Source organism: Pseudobdellovibrio sp. HCB154 (genome assembly GCF_046267985.1).
Lineage (GTDB): Bacteria > Bdellovibrionota > Bdellovibrionia > Bdellovibrionales > Bdellovibrionaceae > Pseudobdellovibrio.
Map to the genome: position 1 here is coordinate 1,916,121 of NZ_CP176530.1, position 17,256 is coordinate 1,933,376.

Here is a 17,256-nt window from a genome sequence, read left to right on the forward strand (position 1 = left end):
CTGACACTCGCCATCCGGCCTGTCGTAAAAAAGCCATCCTGTGACTTTAAATCTACAGATTACGACGGTATTGACCGCCGACCTCGTATAATGCTTGTGACATTTGATATAACGTACAATATCTAGCCGCACTCATAAGGGCTTGGAAAATATTCGCGCCACTTAAGCAAGCTTCTTTAAGTTTTTTAATCTCAAGATCAGCTTGTGCTTTATTAGCTTTTTGCACGTCTTCGATTTGTTTTAGCTGATGGTTCTTTTCTTCAGTCGAAGCACGAGCAAGCTCAATTTTCGGCGGAATATAACCAGCTTCTAAAGTTTTCGGATCGATAAATGTGTTCACACCAATAATCGGTAATTCGCCAGAGTGTTTAAGATGTTCGTAGTACATCGACTCTTCTTGAATTTTTGAACGTTGGTACTGAGTTTCCATAGCGCCTAATACACCACCGCGCTCAGAGATACGTTTAAATTCAGCTAATACCGCTTCTTCAACTAGATCAGTTAATTCTTCAACGAAGTAAGAACCTTGATTGATGTTTTCATTTTTCATCGCTCCGTATTCACGGTTGATGATCATTTGAATGGCCATCGCACGGCGAACTGACTCTTGCGTAGGTGTTGTGATCGCTTCGTCATAGGCATTTGTGTGTAACGAGTTACAGTTATCGTTTAACGCAACTAAGGCCTGTAATGTTGTACGAATGTCGTTAAAATCGATCTCTTGCGCATGCAGAGAACGCCCAGATGTTTGGATATGGTATTTAAGCTTTTGTGAACGTTCGTTACCTTTGTAAAGATCACGCATCGCCACAGCCCAGATACGACGAGCTACGCGGCCTAAAACCGTGTACTCAGGATCAAGACCATTTGAGAAGAAGAAACTTAAATTCGGCGCAAAATCATCGATCTTCATGCCGCGTGATAAGTAGTATTCAGCAAATGTAAAACCGTTCGATAAGGTAAACGCCAATTGTGAAATCGGATTCGCACCGGCTTCAGCAATGTGGTAGCCAGAAATTGAAACCGAGTAGAAGTTACGGATATTCTTATCGATAAAGAATTGCTGGATATCGCCCATCATTTTCAATGCGAAGTTAATCGAGAAGATACAAGTGTTTTGGCCCTGATCTTCTTTTAAGATATCAGCTTGAACCGTTCCGCGCACCGCTGACATCGTAGCCGTTGCAAGCTCGCGCCATTCAGTATCAGTTAATTTACGGCCTAATTCTTTTTCTTTTTTATCAACCTGTTGGTCAATAGCTGTATTAAAGTAGAAAGCTAAGATCATTGGCGCAGGACCATTGATCGTCATTGAAACCGAAGTATTTGGATTCACTAAATCAAATCCAGAATAAAGTTTCTTCATGTCGTCTAAGCAGCAGATGCTTACACCCGACTCACCCACTTTACCGTAGATATCCGGGCGTAAATCAGGATCTTGACCGTATAAAGTTACTGAATCAAATGCTGTTGATAAACGGTGTGCTTTTTCGCCTTTACATAAATAATGAAAACGACGGTTTGTTCTTTCAGGTGTGCCTTCTCCCGCGAACATACGTTTTGGATCTTCATCGGCACGGCGCAATTGGAATACACCCGCTGTGTAAGGAAATTCACCGGCCACGTTTTCCATTTTTAAGAACGTAAAACGATCGCCCCAGTCTTTGTAACTTGGTAAAACGATTTTACGGATTTTTGTGCCGCTTAATGATTTAGTCACTAAGCTTTGACGAATTTCTTTATCACGCACTTTGAAAATTAATTCATCTTGAGAGTAGATACGTTTTAATTCGTCCCATTTTTCTAAAGATTGCAATTCTTCAGTCGTGAAACCTTCTGAAAACTCAGCGCGTTTTTTTGCGACCTGATCAGCAGTTAATCCAAGATCAGTTTTTAAGTTCTCGAGTGAGCCAAGTTTTGAAGCTTTATCGGATAAAGTTTTTACGCGGTCTTTGTACTTATGAACCGTTGATACGATTTCAGCTAAGTAGTTTTGACGATCTGGTGGAATTACTGTGTGTTCATCAGCCGATAAAACTGTTTCACGGTAAGCTTTAGGAACTTCCGGTAACGATTTTAATTCATGTAACTTGTCTGCCACCGAGAAGAATAAGTTATTCACGCCGCCATCATTGAACTGGCTAGCCTGTGTTAAGAATACGGGAACTTGAACTTTATCATCCCAGATTTTGCGTGAACGTTTATATTGTTTAGTCACATCACGTACGGCATCGAGTGCACCACGACGGTCAGCTTTATTCACGGCTACGAAGTCTGCGAAATCGATCATGTCGATTTTTTCTAACTGTGATTGCGCCCCGAAATCAGACGTCATAACGTACATTGATAAATCAGACACGTCAGTGATCGCCATGTTACCTTGGCCGATACCTGAAGTTTCTGCGATGATAAAATCAAAATCACATTTTTTTAAGAAATTTAAAATATCTGGCAATGAACTTGCGATCTCTTTACCAGAACCACGCGAAGCCACAGAACGCATGTAAATGTGCGGGCGTGATAACGAGTTCATACGAATACGGTCACCTAAAAGTGAACCACCCGTTTTACGTTTTGAAGGATCAACGCACACAATTGCGATTTTTTGTTCTGGGTAAGCATTTAAAAAACGCTGCGATAATTCATCGATTAATGATGACTTACCGGCACCGCCCGTACCCGTAATACCTAAAATTTTAGGTGTGTTTGTTTTACGAACGAAATTTGTTAAGCCGAATTTTTCTGGAGTGACATCTTTTTGCCCGTTTTCAATGGCTGTTAGTGCAATACCTAACTGAGTTGAAGGAATATTATCGCCAGCAAAAACGTTTTTAATATCATTTGATAAATTTGTCGGCATTGGAAAGTCACAACCTTCCACGATCATTTTGATCATGCCCTCTAAGCCTAAACGACGTCCGTCGTCTGGATGGAAGATCTGCGCAATACCGTAAGCTTCAAGCTCACGTTTTTCGTCGTGCACGATCACACCACCGCCACCGCCGTAAATTTTTACGTGCGCAGCACCAGCTTGGTTTAATAAATCACGAAGGTATTTAAAGTATTCCATGTGGCCGCCCTGATATGAGCTGATACACACGCCCTGCGCGCCTTCTTGTAAAACGGCTTTCACAACATCATTCACCGAACGGTTGTGGCCTAAATGGATAACTTCGGCTCCGAATTCTTGAAGCATACGACGAATGATGTTGATCGAAGCATCATGGCCGTCGAAAAGTGAAGCCGCAGTAACAATACGCACAGGATTCTTTGTCATAACTGTCTAAATACCTTTAAAGTTTGGTTTTCTTTTTTCTGTGAAAGCTTTTGTGCCTTCAGTCGTGTCGAATGATCCGAATAATCCACCAAAGATTTCGGCTTCATTTTCTAAAGCTTTTTCTGTTTCTAAATCAAAAGCTTGGTTGATTGATAGTTTTGCTTTACCAACCGCTAACGGAGATTTTGAAATAATCATTTCTAATTTTTTATTTACAGCCATCATTAACTCAGATTGAGGAACAACTTGAGAAACGATTCCTAAACGTAATGCTTCATCAGCCTTGATCATTTCACCAGTGAAAGTTAATTCACGCGCTTTTCTGATACCTACTGCGCGAGTTAAACGAACTGTACCGCCAAAGCCTGGAATTAAACCCAGAGAAACTTCTGGTAAACCAAATTTAGCATTATCAGAAGCGATCATAAAATCACAACCTAGAGCTAATTCTAAACCGCCACCTAAAGCAAAACCGTTAACGGCCGCGATAACTGGAATCTTTAATAAATTTAATTCATGAAATACGCTTTGGCCCTTTTGTGCAAAAGCCACCGCTTGCTCGTTTGACATATCAAGCATTTCTTTAATGTCAGCACCAGCAACGAAAGCTTTTTCACCAGCACCTGTGATAACAAGTGCTTTTGCTGTTTCAAAGTCTACTTCTGAAATTTGGCGAAGAGCATCGGCCATGTCGTTTAAAACTTGCATGTTTAATGCATTTAAACTTTCTGGGCGATTGATAGTTAAAACCCAAACACCGTTTTCTTTCGATTCAAGTTTAATTGTTTGATAATCTAAATTCATAATATTGATCCTTATTTAGCGTAGTTGTAGAAACCACGGCCTGATTTACGCCCCATCCAACCAGCTTCTACGTATTTAACTAAAAGTGGGCATGGACGGTATTTCGAATCACCTAAACCATCATGAAGAACGTTCATGATCGCAAGGCATGTATCTAAGCCGATAAAGTCTGCTAAAGTTAATGGACCCATTGGCTGGTTGGTTCCAAGTTTCATCGCGTTGTCGATAGATTCAACTGACGCAATACCTTCATGAAGTGTGTAAACAGCTTCGTTGATCATCGGCATTAAAATGCGGTTTACGATAAAACCCGGCATGTCTTTGACTGACTCAACAAAGATCTTTCCTAGTTTCTCAGATAACGCTTTTGTTAACGCGAAAGTTTCAGGTGAAGTTTGTAAACCTTTGATACCTTCAACTAATTGCATAAGTGGAACTGGGTTCATAAAGTGCATGCCCACAACTTTGTCTGGACGAGAAGTTACGGCTGCAATTTTAGTAATTGAAATTGAAGATGTGTTAGAAGCTAAGATAGATCCGGCTTTCACAGTTTGATCTAACTCTTTGAAAATTTTAAGTTTTAAGTCAATGTTCTCAGTGGCTGCTTCGACAACGAAATCGCAGTCTTTAAGATCTGCCATGGCTGTTGTGGCTTTAACTTTACCCAGTAACGCTTTTTTAGCATCTTCTGTCATTGTGCCTTTTTTGATTAAACGATCACAGCTGCCAGCGATTGTAGTTAGACCTTTATCTAGGGCTGCATTGTTGATATCAAACATCACTACATCATAACCGCAAGCTGCTGCGACTTGTGTGATTCCGTTACCCATTTGGCCTGCGCCAACAACGCCGATTTTTTTGATATTTTCTACCATGACGATCTCCTTAAAAATGCTTGTAAAAACAATGCTTTGTTATAGCAAAGAACTGGTCTTGAATGAAACGACTTTACTCTGTCAGAATGAAAAGATGCTGTTTGTCATGGCTCTCTTAGGCACGATTTTGACTAGTTTTCCTGCTTTTTCCGCAGTCAATGCCGCCCCTACAAAGCAAGCCCCTATTTTAAGCGAACTTTTCGCCGGCCGTAAGGTTAAAGAGATTCCTTTTTACAAGTCAAAAATGAGTATTTTTCCATCAGGCTATGCAAGCTTTGATCGCCTGAACGAACAAATGGTTTCTAGCGAAACTACCGATGCTTTTTACTTAGCTAAAGATGATAAAAAAATATCGCCTTCTTTAGTTCCAAACATCACAGCCTTTCACTTATCACGCGTGTGGATTGAAAAATACACTAAACGCCGGGTTAAACCTAATAACGAAATGGATTTAGCGACAATTCTTCTAAACTACGACACTGACCCTTACGATCGTGGTTTAGTACTTACGTTAAGCGAAACCAAACTTCGCGAAAATGCCGATATGAAATCAGCGGCACTTAAAACAATTCCAAAATTAAATTATTTTATTCCGATCAGTTTTGAAAAAGGTTTTATTAAAATTTTATTTCAAGGAAAATTCGGTTTTATCGACATCAACGACTGCATTTCAAAATACGATTTCGCCAAATTTGCCTTTTCGTTCAAATCAAAAACCAACACGTGGGAAGTTGTTCTTCGTCGTGAATTTGACCACTTAGCCACTGACAAAAATAAATCTCTTCACTTAGCTGAAATTAAAGGTTTAATCGTCGATCAAAAGTTAGCTTACGCTTACAAAGAAAATGAACACTACCCTAAATGGACAAGTTTCAAATTAATTAAAGAAAAATCAAAACCTTGGATTCAAAGCACTCTCAAAGGTCACGGACTGATCTGGTGGCAACGCCCTGAGGTTGAAATCTTAGCGAAGAATACGGTTTCAATTGATGAGCTGATCAAAAAAGATATCTACTCAGTTTCTTTCCAAGCTGACAATCCTAAAAAAGGTTTAGCATCAGCCGACGGCGTTTATATCACAGAAGACGGCCAAAACTGGAGTGAAATAGCGCAATTTAAAGATTACTCGGGCCCTGTTTTCTACTACTCTGATTTACTGATGTTCGTCGGAAATTACAGAAGCGTTGACGGCGGAAAAACTTTTGAAAACTACATTCAAGTCGACAAAGTGTCTTCAGCCATCACCAAATCAACAGGTGTAGCACCTAAGAAAATCCAGATCACAAAAATCAAAGTGCAAAAACCTTATAACGTAGTCATTGATGTGCATACAGGCGCACGCAAAGTACGCCTTAAATCACCGATTTTTTCTCAAGAATGGACACAAGTAAAATTCTAGTGTGACGTATACACGTCGTTCATCATTTTATAGATTTTTTCTTGCAACGGACCGCGTGTTTCCGTTGTGTAACCTTTTGTTTCTACTGGTGGTAACACGTGTAGTTCAATGGTGCGTTTCCAGCGGTCGCTGTTGGCTAGGATTTTTCCTTTGGGCCATACTTCGTAGGCGCCTTTGATCACGACGGGAATAAGTGGCACCTGCGCGTTGATCGCGAATACAAAAGGACCTGCTTTAAATGGTAATAATTGATCTGCGCGGAATCTTCCGCCTTCTGGTGAAAGACAAAACCTTTCGCCTCTGGCGAAGCGCACTTTGGCTTCTTCGTAGACTCTGAAAACTTCTTCGCGGTTTCCGCGGGCGATTGGCAGTGTGCCAAATCTGCGCATGCAGGCGCCTAGTACCGGGATTTTGAATAATTCGATTTTTGCGCCAAAGCGGATATTGTGAAGGCCTTTGCAGATTGTGAAAATATCCATAAAGCTTGCGTGGTTAAATAGAATAACCGCGCCTTTAACTTTATCCATGTTTTCTAAACCGTAAACTTTTAATTCTACGTTAAAGAGAAAAAAAGCTAACTTTCCCCATATTTCGACGATGAAGTTATCAAATTTACGACGGTTAAAAATAATATTTGAAACAACACCGATGGCAGAAAGAACACCTGTACCCACTGCGAATAAAACCGCAGCGATCATCGCGCGAATATAAATAACTAATTTCATGTAGAGAGGATCCTTTTTTTAGCCGCTTGGATCTGACGATTCTTGTAGGCTTCGTGATCTGTGTCGCCGGTTTGCATTTTTTCATAGGCGTGCCGATCCATGATCTGCACTTCAAACGGATAGAAGAATGAAAATTCTTTTGTATTCTGCCCGCCAGTTGAATTTAAACCTGGCGCAATTTTAATTAACTTACGGCAAATAAATTTAATGTATCTAAAATCAATCGCAGAATAGGGATTATCTTTTCTGAAAAGTTTAATCAGCGGATTTGTTGTCACCTTTAATTGTTGACGTAATAAACGGTCTACTTTTTCAGAATCCATCATAAATTCTTTACCGTGTTTACGTTCTAAATGTTCACACACTTGTAAGAATTCATCCACCGGATACATGTTGTTGGATGACTGGTCCGGCATGATGTGTGGGTAAGAAATTAAGTTCGCATCAACTAACTGGCGAATCACTTGGAAAGAATCAAAGATCGTAGGTGTAACAAAACGCACACCGATTTTATCGTACACTTTAACCGCTAAAGCATCGGGTTTTGCTAAAAGTTTGATAACTGTAGAAGTTGAAGTCTTAAACGGCTTTGTTTGGAACTTATGAAGTTCAACTTTTGAAACTTCATCGTTCGCTCTTGGTTTTAAATACAGTTTGTCTTGATGAACAATCGCATTTTCAAACGGGATTAAAATCTGACGCTGAATTTCTTCGGCGAAGTGTGAAAATAGATCTGTCTCTGAATGCACGAACACATGAATACAGCGAAGCATCGCACACGCCCAGCGCTGAATGTTATGATCATCGTGATGCGTGGCCCACACTAAAAGATTGCGTAAATCTTTTAAGTGTTCTGGGTTATGAATTTCTTTGGGAATTTCATCAATTTTAAATTTTAACTTTTCAGTGATTAAAACAACAGAGCGTCTGTGAAAATACCAAAGACGTTTTAAATCTTCTTCATGAGCGTAATCAAAACCGTAGCTTTTTACAAAAGCGTCAGCTTGTTCAAGGTTTTGAATATAAAGTTTTGATTGATCTAACGTCGAAGCTCCACCTGCGATAACAGATAGAGCTGTGGGGTCGAACTTAAAATGCGAGTGGCTAAACTTGCCTTTGTCTTGGTGCATTCACCCGTTAGACTATTTAATAATTCCGCAGCGAGCAATATAGAATTGACCTAATACGCCTTGTGCTGCTGCTCCACCAGTCACATTTGTTGTATTTACGAAGCTAACTTGGCCTGATAAATAATCACCGCTTAAATTTCCGTCAAATCTAACCTCGCCGTACTCATCGCGGAACACCACGTAGCCTGAGCCAGTTTGCATATTAAATTGGCCTGCAGCGGCAGATGAGAACTCGATCGGGATCGGTTGGTATTGGTTAGAACCGTCTGTTGCAGATTGTAATACGTAGCTGTCGTAAACTTTAATTAAGATCTTCGTTTGCTGTAAGTTAACAGTTCCGTTGGATTCAATTTTAAATGTTCCTTGAAAGCGAACACCCGTTTGATCATTAGCACCGGCGCTGATTGTTCCCACTTCAGAAGGATCAATCGTTGCTGACAATAAACCTTTTACGCGGGCTTCGAAGTTTGAAGTAAATGAAGAGCTTTGATCGTAGATTGTACCAACAGAAGATAAGTTATTTCCGCAGTAGCTTTGCGTGAAAGCTCCGTTTGTTGTTCCAGAGATAGTAGCAACGCGGCCACCATTTCCTGAGGTACGTTTTGATGATTCCTTATTAGGGTTACATCCAACAAAAGATAATGCGATTAATGTTAATAGTACGACTTTTTTCATAAAAGACTCCTACAAACCATTAATTCAAGACAAATGCCAAAAACCCCGTCTCACTCTGAGAAACGGGGTTTATGTGTATGGGCTATATTTGATTTGAGAGTTGCAGGACAATTTCTGACTAGAATCTTAGACAGCTGTCAGGTTTCTAACAGCTTTTATCGACACGTATCTTGAACATATTCACTGTAAGCCGGCAAAGAAGGATGTGATTTTGTCGACCATACCCAGCGAAAGTCATTACATTTTTTAAAAGACGGAAAACTAATTGATGTTAAAACGTCGAAGAAGTTATTACGCACACTTAAAATATACGGAATCACCTTTTCATACATCCACGTCATTTGCGCATCAGCCATAAGGCCTTTTTGATGTAAATCTAAAGCCACTTCTACCGACGTGGCATACCCGATTTGCCCTGGGTGAAGTGTTTTGCCGACTTCGTCTTTATCGCGGCTTGAATAGAGCTGGTGGATGTAAATAACGCTTTTAATTCCCTGCTCTTCAAGTTCTTTACGAGCCTGTTCATATACATCAACGTCTTTTTCACCATTATCACCCACCATCATCACAAGTGTTGGATTATGTTCAGCGACTAGTTTTCTGATGGTTTTATTTTTATGATCTGAATCAAAAATCACATCACGTAAAATCAACTGTCCTTGCGGGAATTTGTTATTTCTTAAGAATGCTTCGTGTGAATTTTGAAGATACTCAACGCCTGTGTCTTTTGAAGGGGCATTACTTAAATACGCGACTTTGTTTACGCCAGGATTTTCATTTAAAACTAATTGGTATAACGAAGCCATACCGGCAAACGGCGTGTTTGAATCCCAAGTCCTAAATAAAACCGACGGGCTCCAGGATTTATAGCTGATCACATGACTGACTTTGATGGTGTCGTCGATATCGCTAATTAAAAGAATTCTCTCTTTAGCTTGGGCTAAAACGTTTATCGTAAAAAGTAATGTTACAAGAAATAGTTTTTTCATAGCTTTGGTCTAAAGGTGCGAATCAGAGACCAAAGCCATGATAGATATATTAGATTTAAAGAAATAAAAGCGTCAAATTAGTTAGCGCTGAGCCACTCAGCGACAGCCGCAGATTCGTTAATAACACGTTGGCTGATGGCTAAATTTACGCCGAAGTAGCCAACACCACGTAATTGGTGCGTATTAAACACCTCGGTGCTTTTATTTTCTAAGGTATAATGTTTGTTCGTGTACTTAAACGCCGAAAAAAGATTTTGATCTACTGAGGCTGAAAGCTTCTCTGTTAAGTATTCGCGCGCGGCTTGGGCGATATGGCAGTTTACGCAATCCATACTCTCTGGATTAAATAATTCAGGATTTTCAATTGCATAAGCTGATTTTAAATTCGCAATAACTTCGTCTTCAGTAAAGCTTGCTGTTGTTGTGGCACGCTCAACAAAGCTAGCTAAGTTAGCTTCTTCGGTTTTTGGCGGCTGAGCAATACCTGCGCCTGTGTAACCTTTGTTATTTTGAAGCTGGTTAAAAAACATTTGTGAAGTTAAACCCTCTAAACGAGGAATTGGGCCAGCCACTAATTTACCATCAACCACTTCAGCCCCTAAGAATCCCCATACATCATTCATGCGGCGTAAAACCATCACGGTTACGCGGCTTAGATTTTTTTCACCAGCGTATTTTGTGATTAACGTATTGAATTCTTTTAACGAAGGACTTTGATCACGGTCTTTTTTCCAGAACGGATGAATATCTAAAGCTGTTTTTGCATTATCAATTTCAACCGTTTGAAATTTCTTTTTCCACGCCATTAACTCTGTCGTTAAGCTTTTAAATTCTTCGTCAGTTAAAACATAGAAACTATGAAAAGCCGCATCGATAGTTGTGACATCAGCGCTTGTCGCTTTGACCGGTTGCCAGATCATTCGCACTTGCTTTTGACAAGCCATCGGTGTCGGCAAAGGAAAGCAGTGATCAATACGAACCGCCATCAAACGAGTCATCGCGTTGATTTCATTTTTTTCGTGCTGCATATCCATAAATGGAAGTTGCATCACCATGGCTTCAGGAACTAACGCTCCTTTATCACCGGCTGATTGTAATTTTAATAAGTTATTTTCTGAAGCGTTCGTTGGAAGTGGCATGATGTAAGTCACATCATTTAAACCCCATGACAATTCAGTCGCCTGAGCTAAAAACGGAAACACGAAAATAAATGCTAAAATTGATAATTTCATGCCCCGAAGTTTTCATTAAACTTGGCTTGAATCAATCAAGAATCTTGGGGGTGCAACAAAACGATTACAAGTTGAGAATGAAAATGCTTAAAACCTAGCCTACACTGTGCTGGTGCATATTTATGCGTTCGCGCACCATGCCGTAGATAGCGATGAAAAAACCCAGCACGATAGCGACATCGGCCACATTAAACACGCCTGTTCTGGTAAATGGGGCTAATTGAAAATCCATGAACATAAAATCAATCACATGACCATTATCATGAGTTAAGCGATCAATCACATTACCGATACCACCCGCTAAGATAAATGAATACGCCAGAAGGTCTGTTAAAGACATTTTGTTTTTAACCAGCGACCAAAGCATCACTACTAAACCAAGCAATACAAATAAACCGAAAACCACAAAACGAATCCAGCGCGGCAGGTCTCCGCCCATTCCTAAAAAAGCCCCCGGATTTTCAGCGTAAAGCAGCTGAAACACACCACCTAAATAAATGATGGGTGCTTTTCCTGAAAGATGTTCAACGGCTAAAACTTTAGTCCATTGATCAATGGCCACTACACTGATTAGAATTAGAAACAATATGAAAAGTCTTTGGCCTGTTGCTAGTTTGTTCATGATTTCATTCTGCTTAATTGCAGAGGCTTCCGCAACTGAAAAAGTCTCGCCTTACTTTGGCGTGGGCTCAGATATGTTTATATTTTCGATAGATAGCTTTAACGCTGCTCAAGAACAGCTGCAATATGAGCCTAATACACCCGGGCTTTCGCGTTTTGGCCTAAGTGCTTTCGGTTTAGGGGCCTCAATTTCTACCCGTGGCCCCACTGAAGAACTTGATAAAGACAAAGGTGAAAGCAAATTTTTAGACTTTCAATTAAGCTATAACAGTACCAAATGGGGTGCTGATCTTTACGTACAACAATACGAAGGCTTTTATTTAAAAAATTCTTCTGAAGTGGGCGGCACGACAACGTACCATTTATTCCCCGATTTAAAATTTCAACACTACGGTTTAATGGGCCGTTATGCGCTAGATAATAACGGGGGCTTTTCAATTTCTGGTTTATTAAATCAAGCTGACGAAATTAAAAAAACAGCGGGAAGTTATTTTCTAGTTGGCGGTTTTCGCCAATACACTTTAGAAACCGAAAATTCGATGATTCCTACACCACTTCAAGGGATCAACACTGAAATGGATAACTTAAGAAAACTTTCAGTAAATACTTTAAATCTTGGCGTTGGTGCCGGAAAATACTGGGTTTCAAGTTCAAATTTTTTTGTCGGAGCCGTATTTGATTTAACGGGCACGTATGGGTTGTACAAATATACTTTAACAAACGATGAACAAAACACCGACTATTCAACGATCAGTTATTCGTTAAAAGTGGGCACTGGTTACACCGGAAAAAAATGGCGCACTGGTGTGAGTGCCTATGCCGACGCTACAACATTACAAGGTCTTGATCGCACGTATATTAAGCCGCAGGCCACGGCCTTTTTTCTTTATGTACGTTATGTGTTTGATTAATCTGTAATCTTAACGACAATTTTTCCCCGAGCGCGGCCCGATTCAGAATGCTCTAAAGCTTTTTGCACATCCGATAACGGAAACACACTGTCAATAACAGGACGAATTTTACCTTGCTCAACAAGATTTTTGATTTCAGTTAACTGCGCCCCATTAGGCTTCATGAATAAAAATTTGTAATGATTTTTCTTTAGTGCCGCTGAAAGATTGGCTTTAAAGCCGACTAACTTTAAAACAAATGTTTTAAATAACCCTAAATCCATTTCTTTAGCAGTTTCGCCGTCTGGAAGACCAGAAATTGAAACCACCCATCCACCGGGCTTTACTACATTAAAAATTTTAAAAAGATCATCGCCGCCCAAGGTATCAAAAACAAAATTCATATTATTTAAAACTTCCCACGGGTGCTCTTTGCGGTAGTTCACCACGTGATCAGCACCCAGTGATTTAACTAAAGCTTCATTTTTTTCACTGGTCGTTGTCCAAACTTCAGCGCCGCGAACTTTTGCCAGTTGAATTGCAAAGGTTCCGACACCACCCGCGCCAGCTTGAATTAAAATTTTATCGCCTTTTTTTACGTTGGCTGCATCGAAAGCTTGCCATGTGGTTAACGCCACCAGCGGAAGACTAGCCGCCTCTTCAAAAGAAAGATTTGTAGGCTTAAGGGCTACTTCATCTTCACTCACAGCAATGTATTCAGCAAAGGCACCGATACCACTGTTACCAGGGCGAGAGAAAACTAAATCGCCTTTTTTAAATTTTGTAACTCGAGACCCAACTTCAACAACTTCACCGGATAAATCATGACCTAGAATTAACGGAAAAGAATACTTTCTAACAAACTTAAGCATTCCCGCTTTAATCTTAAAATCAATTGGATTAACACTGGCCGCTTTAACTTGAATCAAAACTTCATATTCTTTGGGCGTAGGTTTTTGAAAATCACCTAGATGCATCTTTTCATCACTACCGTATTTTTTAATAAAAGCTGCTTTCATCATGATCCCCTTTAAACGACAAGAGCCCATACCTTATATAAAGATATGGGCTCTTGTTTTAAAATTCCATTATTTTTTAGTTATAGAACTTGTTACCTGAACTTGCGCGTTCAGCCAATTTTGAACTTGGCGATAAACGAGCTTTGGCGTTTCTCGCTGATGCGTAATGAGTTAAACGCTCAGCGATGTATTTACAACCGACGCTGTCAGCATATTTTAACAAGCCACCACGAAATGGTGGAAAACCTGTACCCATAATCATCGCAAGATCGACTTCATGCGGAGTTTCAACGATTTTGTCAGCATCAAGTGCTAAACAGCATTCGTTAACCATGGCAAATACGCCACGCTCAACACACTCTTTCGCATCGTATGGATTTGTGCGTGCGGCTAAGCCAAGCTCAGTGTACACCGATTGATCCACTTCAGTTTTACGACCGTTGTGATCATACTTGTAGAAACCTAAGTTCGTTTTTTGACCAAGACGTGATTTGTTGGCCGCTAATTTTTCCATGATTGGAGAAACTTCAACACGATCAGGATACGCCGCTGCGAAGATTTTTAAAACTTTAGCACCGACATCAAGGCCCACTGAATCCATCAATTCAAACGGACCCATTGGCATTCCGAATTTTAAGTAAGCTTTATCAACTTCTTCAATCGACATACCTTCTGTCAATAAGAAAGCCGCTTCAGCCATGTACGGAAGCAACAAACGGTTAACTAAAAAGCCCGGGCCGTCTTTAACAACCACTGGCATTTTACCCATTTTTTTCGATAATTCGAAAACTGTAGAAATCGTTTCATCCGAAGATTTTGGGCCACGGATAACTTCTACCAGAGGCATTTTGTGAACCGGAGAGAAAAAGTGCATACCTGCGAAATACTGTGGATTTGGATGACCGTCAGCCATTTCAGTCACTGATAATGATGACGTGTTCGTCACGATAATAGCATCTTCACGCATATTCTTCGCCGTCTCATTGATCACTTTCTTTTTGATATTCATATCTTCAACGATCGCTTCAACAACAACGTCTAAAGTTTTAAAACCTGAGAAATCTAAAGTCGTAGAAACAAGAGAAGTTTTTTGTGAGAATTGGTAATTATCAATGACTTTTTTCTTAACTAACTTCTTCCATAAATCATAAGCGTGTTTTAAAGCTTTTGTATTGGCATCATGAGAAATATCTTTAACACGAACGCCGATACCTTTATCAGCCGCTACGTAAGCGATACCGCCACCCATAGTTCCCGCACCTAAAACACCGATATTTTTAACTGGTCTAGCTTTTACGTTTTTATCAGCCACACCCGTAGATTTTTTAACCATTTCAGTTAAATAAAATACGTGAATTAAGTTTTTAGAAATATCAGTTAAAGCACAACGAACAAAGTGGTCTTTTTCGATTTCTAAAGCTTTAGCACGATTAGACATGCCATAAGATTTTTTAACCACTTCTAACGCTTCAATCGGAGCAGGATAGTGACCTTTAGTCGCTTTTAAAGTTGCTTTTTTCGCTTGCGAAAATACAACACCTTTTAAAGGCCCTTCTAAAAGTTTACCCATCATGCCGCGCGCTTGAAACGTTTTACGGCGTTTACCACGACCCGAAGATAAAATCTTTTCGATTTCTTTTTCTGCAAAAGTTTCTAGTAAGTTCGGATGAACCACGTAATCAACTAAACCGATTTTTAAAGCTTTTTTAGCATTTAATAATTTACCAGCTAAAATCACATCAAGTGCTGCTTGAATACCAACTACACGTGGTAAACGCACACAGCCGCCGAAACCCGGTAAAATACCTAATTGAGTTTCAGGAAGACCAATACGTGTTGATGAATCATCTGAGGCAATACGGTAATCACAAGCTAAGATAAATTCACAACCACCACCAGCGCACGCCCCGTTAATTAAAGCCATTGTTGGCATCGGAAGATCTTCAACCATATTCATGATCTCTTGACCACCGCCAACCGCTTCGCGAACCGCCGCTTCAGTTGTTAACGCTTTGATTTCTTCAATATCAGCACCCGCAATAAAGATTTTTGATTTTGCTGATTTGAAAACTACAAATTTGTAACTTGAAGTTTTTAATTTTTCGATAAGAGCTTTAAACTCCATCATAACAGGAGTTGAAAATTTATTTACTTTTTCACCTGGTAAATCAAACGTAACGTGAGCCACGCCATTTTTTTCGTTGAGAGAGAAAGCTTTGCCTGATGTATTGCCAGTTGATTGTGTGGTTTGCATTTCCATTTGTCTTTATTACCCTTCGTTTTCAATAACCATGGAGCCGCCTTGGCCGCCACCGATACATAAAGTTGCAAGTCCAAACTGTTTATTTGAACGTTTTAATTCTTTAGCTAAAGTTAAAACTAAACGAGTTCCTGTGGCACCGACCGGATGACCTAGCGCAATCGCTCCGCCATTCACGTTTAAGATGTCATCATTCACTGTTCCAACTTTTGCTGATAAACCTAATTTTTCTTGCGCGAATTTGTCTGAATCCATCGCTTTTTGACAAGCCATTACTTGTGCCGCGAAAGCTTCATTAAGTTCAACACGGCCCATGTCTTTCATTGTAAGACCGGCACGTTTAAGAGCGATCGGCGTTGAATACACCGGACCTAATCCCATTCTTTCTGGCTCACAACCCGCAAACGCATAACCGCGAATTTTTGCGATTGGTTTATAACCTAAGCTTTGAGCTTTTTCGCGCGACATAATTAACATCATCGCGGCACCATCAGTGATTGGACACGCGTTACCCGCCGTGATTGTTCCCGTCACTTTATCGATCATTGGCTTTAATTTACCTAAAGCTTGCATTGTTTGTTCAGCGCGCGGACCAATATCTTCAGTCACCACATCTTTGAAATCTGGTTCAACATAAAGCGGAGTCATTTCTTCTGCAAATTTGGCTTTAGCACCGGCTGCTTTTAAGTGTGAGGCTAATGCGAAAGCATCTTGCGCTTCACGAGTTAAACCCCACTCTTTTGCTAAAATTTCAGCTGTACCCATCATGTTGATTCCGACAAAAGGATCAGTCAGACCTTCAACGATTGAAATGATTGGTTTGTATTTTGTTTTCGCCATCGGAGCAGTGGTTACCATCTCTTTAATTTGCGAAAGATCAGCTTTAAACCAATCCCATAAAGCAGCTAAACGTTGACCGCCTGTTTTTGCCGACCCTAATCTTTCGATAATTGATGTGATCGACGGAGGCATAATCAATGGCATTTGCGACATGTTTTCAGTACCACCGACAAGCACTACATCCATTGTTCCAGATTTAATTTTTTCGTAACCTGCAGAAATAGATTCTAAAGCTGAAGCACAGTTACGGTGCACAGTGACTGCAGAAGTTTTTTGTGGGATTCCGGCATTTAATGCCACCACACGCGAAATGTTTACGGCGTCAGATGGTGAACCTGTATTACCGATGATTACTTCATCAACAACATTCACATCCAAGTTTGTACGCGCCAACAAATCTTTCATAGCCACTTGGCCAAGTTTTGCTGCATGCACGCCTTTTAATTTTGTTCCTGCTTTTGCAAATGGAGTACGCACTCCTTCGACAATCACTACATCCCTGTTTGACATCACTTACCTC

The 17,256-nt window shown here is 40.2% G+C and carries 14 protein-coding genes; 2 read left to right on the forward strand and 12 right to left on the reverse strand.

Annotated features, from left to right (window positions below):
• Positions 1-52: 52 nt before the first annotated feature.
• Genes icmF through ACKWCF_RS09430 form a run of 3 tightly spaced genes read right to left on the reverse strand, consistent with a single transcriptional unit; the run spans position 53 to position 4,956 of the window.
• Positions 53-3,277 carry a fused isobutyryl-CoA mutase/GTPase IcmF gene (gene icmF, locus ACKWCF_RS09420; protein ID WP_409477328.1) on the reverse strand — a complete coding sequence of 1,075 codons (3,225 nt, stop codon included), beginning with the start codon at positions 3,275-3,277 and terminating at the stop codon, positions 53-55.
• A 6-nt stretch (positions 3,278-3,283) separates the two neighbouring features.
• On the reverse strand, positions 3,284-4,081 hold the full coding sequence (locus ACKWCF_RS09425) for an enoyl-CoA hydratase/isomerase family protein (RefSeq protein ID WP_409477329.1): 798 nt from the start codon (positions 4,079-4,081) through the stop codon (positions 3,284-3,286).
• Positions 4,082-4,092: 11 nt separating this feature from the next.
• Positions 4,093-4,956, reverse strand: coding sequence for a 3-hydroxybutyryl-CoA dehydrogenase (locus ACKWCF_RS09430; RefSeq protein ID WP_409477330.1), 864 nt, complete (start codon positions 4,954-4,956; stop codon positions 4,093-4,095).
• Positions 4,957-5,200: 244 nt separating this feature from the next.
• Here ACKWCF_RS09430 and ACKWCF_RS09435 point away from each other — a divergent pair, with 244 nt between their 5' ends.
• Complete coding sequence (locus tag ACKWCF_RS09435) at positions 5,201-6,355, forward strand: hypothetical protein (protein ID WP_409477331.1); 1,155 nt, start codon at positions 5,201-5,203, stop codon at positions 6,353-6,355.
• Here ACKWCF_RS09435 and ACKWCF_RS09440 read toward each other — a convergent pair.
• The 6 genes from ACKWCF_RS09440 to lspA form a co-directional block, all read right to left on the reverse strand.
• Positions 6,352-7,080 (reverse strand): lysophospholipid acyltransferase family protein, encoded by a 729-nt coding sequence (locus ACKWCF_RS09440; RefSeq protein WP_409477332.1) that lies wholly within the window; start codon positions 7,078-7,080, stop codon positions 6,352-6,354. The genes ACKWCF_RS09435 and ACKWCF_RS09440 overlap by 4 nt on opposite strands.
• Positions 7,077-8,210: a TIGR04552 family protein gene (locus ACKWCF_RS09445; RefSeq protein ID WP_409477333.1), complete on the reverse strand. Its 1,134-nt coding sequence runs from the start codon at positions 8,208-8,210 to the stop codon at positions 7,077-7,079. Before ACKWCF_RS09445 ends, ACKWCF_RS09440 begins: the two co-directional genes overlap by 4 nt.
• Before the next feature lie 12 nt (positions 8,211-8,222).
• Positions 8,223-8,885: a hypothetical protein gene (locus tag ACKWCF_RS09450; RefSeq protein ID WP_409477334.1), complete on the reverse strand. Its 663-nt coding sequence runs from the start codon at positions 8,883-8,885 to the stop codon at positions 8,223-8,225.
• Between the two features lie 155 nt (positions 8,886-9,040).
• Positions 9,041-9,874, reverse strand: coding sequence for a phosphatase domain-containing protein (locus ACKWCF_RS09455; RefSeq protein WP_409477335.1), 834 nt, complete (start codon positions 9,872-9,874; stop codon positions 9,041-9,043).
• Between the two features lie 77 nt (positions 9,875-9,951).
• The gene (locus ACKWCF_RS09460) at positions 9,952-11,106 is read right to left on the reverse strand and encodes a hypothetical protein (protein WP_409477336.1); all 1,155 of its coding nucleotides are present in this window, start codon (positions 11,104-11,106) and stop codon (positions 9,952-9,954) included.
• Positions 11,107-11,200: 94 nt separating this feature from the next.
• Positions 11,201-11,692 carry a signal peptidase II gene (lspA, locus tag ACKWCF_RS09465; RefSeq protein ID WP_409477337.1) on the reverse strand — a complete coding sequence of 164 codons (492 nt, stop codon included), beginning with the start codon at positions 11,690-11,692 and terminating at the stop codon, positions 11,201-11,203.
• A 1-nt stretch (position 11,693) separates the two neighbouring features.
• On the opposite strand from lspA, the gene ACKWCF_RS09470 reads away from it, so the two are divergent.
• A complete protein-coding gene (locus ACKWCF_RS09470; protein ID WP_409477338.1) occupies positions 11,694-12,638 on the forward strand; it encodes a DUF4421 family protein in 945 nt (314 codons plus the stop codon).
• On the opposite strand, the gene ACKWCF_RS09475 is transcribed toward ACKWCF_RS09470, so the two are convergent.
• The 3 genes from ACKWCF_RS09475 to ACKWCF_RS09485 all read right to left on the reverse strand — a co-directional run bounded on the left by ACKWCF_RS09475 (position 12,635) and on the right by ACKWCF_RS09485 (position 17,246).
• Entirely contained in the window at positions 12,635-13,636 is a 1,002-nt protein-coding gene (locus tag ACKWCF_RS09475; protein WP_409477339.1) for an NADP-dependent oxidoreductase, read from the reverse strand. The genes ACKWCF_RS09470 and ACKWCF_RS09475 overlap by 4 nt on opposite strands.
• Positions 13,637-13,712: 76 nt before the next feature.
• Positions 13,713-15,896 carry a 3-hydroxyacyl-CoA dehydrogenase NAD-binding domain-containing protein gene (locus ACKWCF_RS09480; protein WP_409477340.1) on the reverse strand — a complete coding sequence of 728 codons (2,184 nt, stop codon included), beginning with the start codon at positions 15,894-15,896 and terminating at the stop codon, positions 13,713-13,715.
• Between the two features lie 9 nt (positions 15,897-15,905).
• Complete coding sequence (locus ACKWCF_RS09485) at positions 15,906-17,246, reverse strand: thiolase family protein (RefSeq protein ID WP_409477341.1); 1,341 nt, start codon at positions 17,244-17,246, stop codon at positions 15,906-15,908.
• Positions 17,247-17,256 lie beyond the last annotated feature (10 nt).

Coding starts and splice junctions, on each gene's coding strand:
- icmF (WP_409477328.1), bottom strand. CDS start 3,277: ATGACAAAGAATCCTGTGCGTATTGTTACTGCGGCTTCACTTTTCGAC.
- ACKWCF_RS09425 (WP_409477329.1), bottom strand. CDS start 4,081: ATGAATTTAGATTATCAAACAATTAAACTTGAATCGAAAGAAAACGGT.
- ACKWCF_RS09430 (WP_409477330.1), bottom strand. CDS start 4,956: ATGGTAGAAAATATCAAAAAAATCGGCGTTGTTGGCGCAGGCCAAATG.
- ACKWCF_RS09435 (WP_409477331.1), top strand. CDS start 5,201: ATGAGTATTTTTCCATCAGGCTATGCAAGCTTTGATCGCCTGAACGAA.
- ACKWCF_RS09440 (WP_409477332.1), bottom strand. CDS start 7,080: ATGAAATTAGTTATTTATATTCGCGCGATGATCGCTGCGGTTTTATTC.
- ACKWCF_RS09445 (WP_409477333.1), bottom strand. CDS start 8,210: ATGCACCAAGACAAAGGCAAGTTTAGCCACTCGCATTTTAAGTTCGAC.
- ACKWCF_RS09450 (WP_409477334.1), bottom strand. CDS start 8,885: ATGAAAAAAGTCGTACTATTAACATTAATCGCATTATCTTTTGTTGGA.
- ACKWCF_RS09455 (WP_409477335.1), bottom strand. CDS start 9,874: ATGAAAAAACTATTTCTTGTAACATTACTTTTTACGATAAACGTTTTA.
- ACKWCF_RS09460 (WP_409477336.1), bottom strand. CDS start 11,106: ATGAAATTATCAATTTTAGCATTTATTTTCGTGTTTCCGTTTTTAGCT.
- ACKWCF_RS09470 (WP_409477338.1), top strand. CDS start 11,694: ATGAAAAGTCTTTGGCCTGTTGCTAGTTTGTTCATGATTTCATTCTGC.
- ACKWCF_RS09475 (WP_409477339.1), bottom strand. CDS start 13,636: ATGAAAGCAGCTTTTATTAAAAAATACGGTAGTGATGAAAAGATGCAT.
- ACKWCF_RS09480 (WP_409477340.1), bottom strand. CDS start 15,896: ATGGAAATGCAAACCACACAATCAACTGGCAATACATCAGGCAAAGCT.
- ACKWCF_RS09485 (WP_409477341.1), bottom strand. CDS start 17,246: ATGTCAAACAGGGATGTAGTGATTGTCGAAGGAGTGCGTACTCCATTT.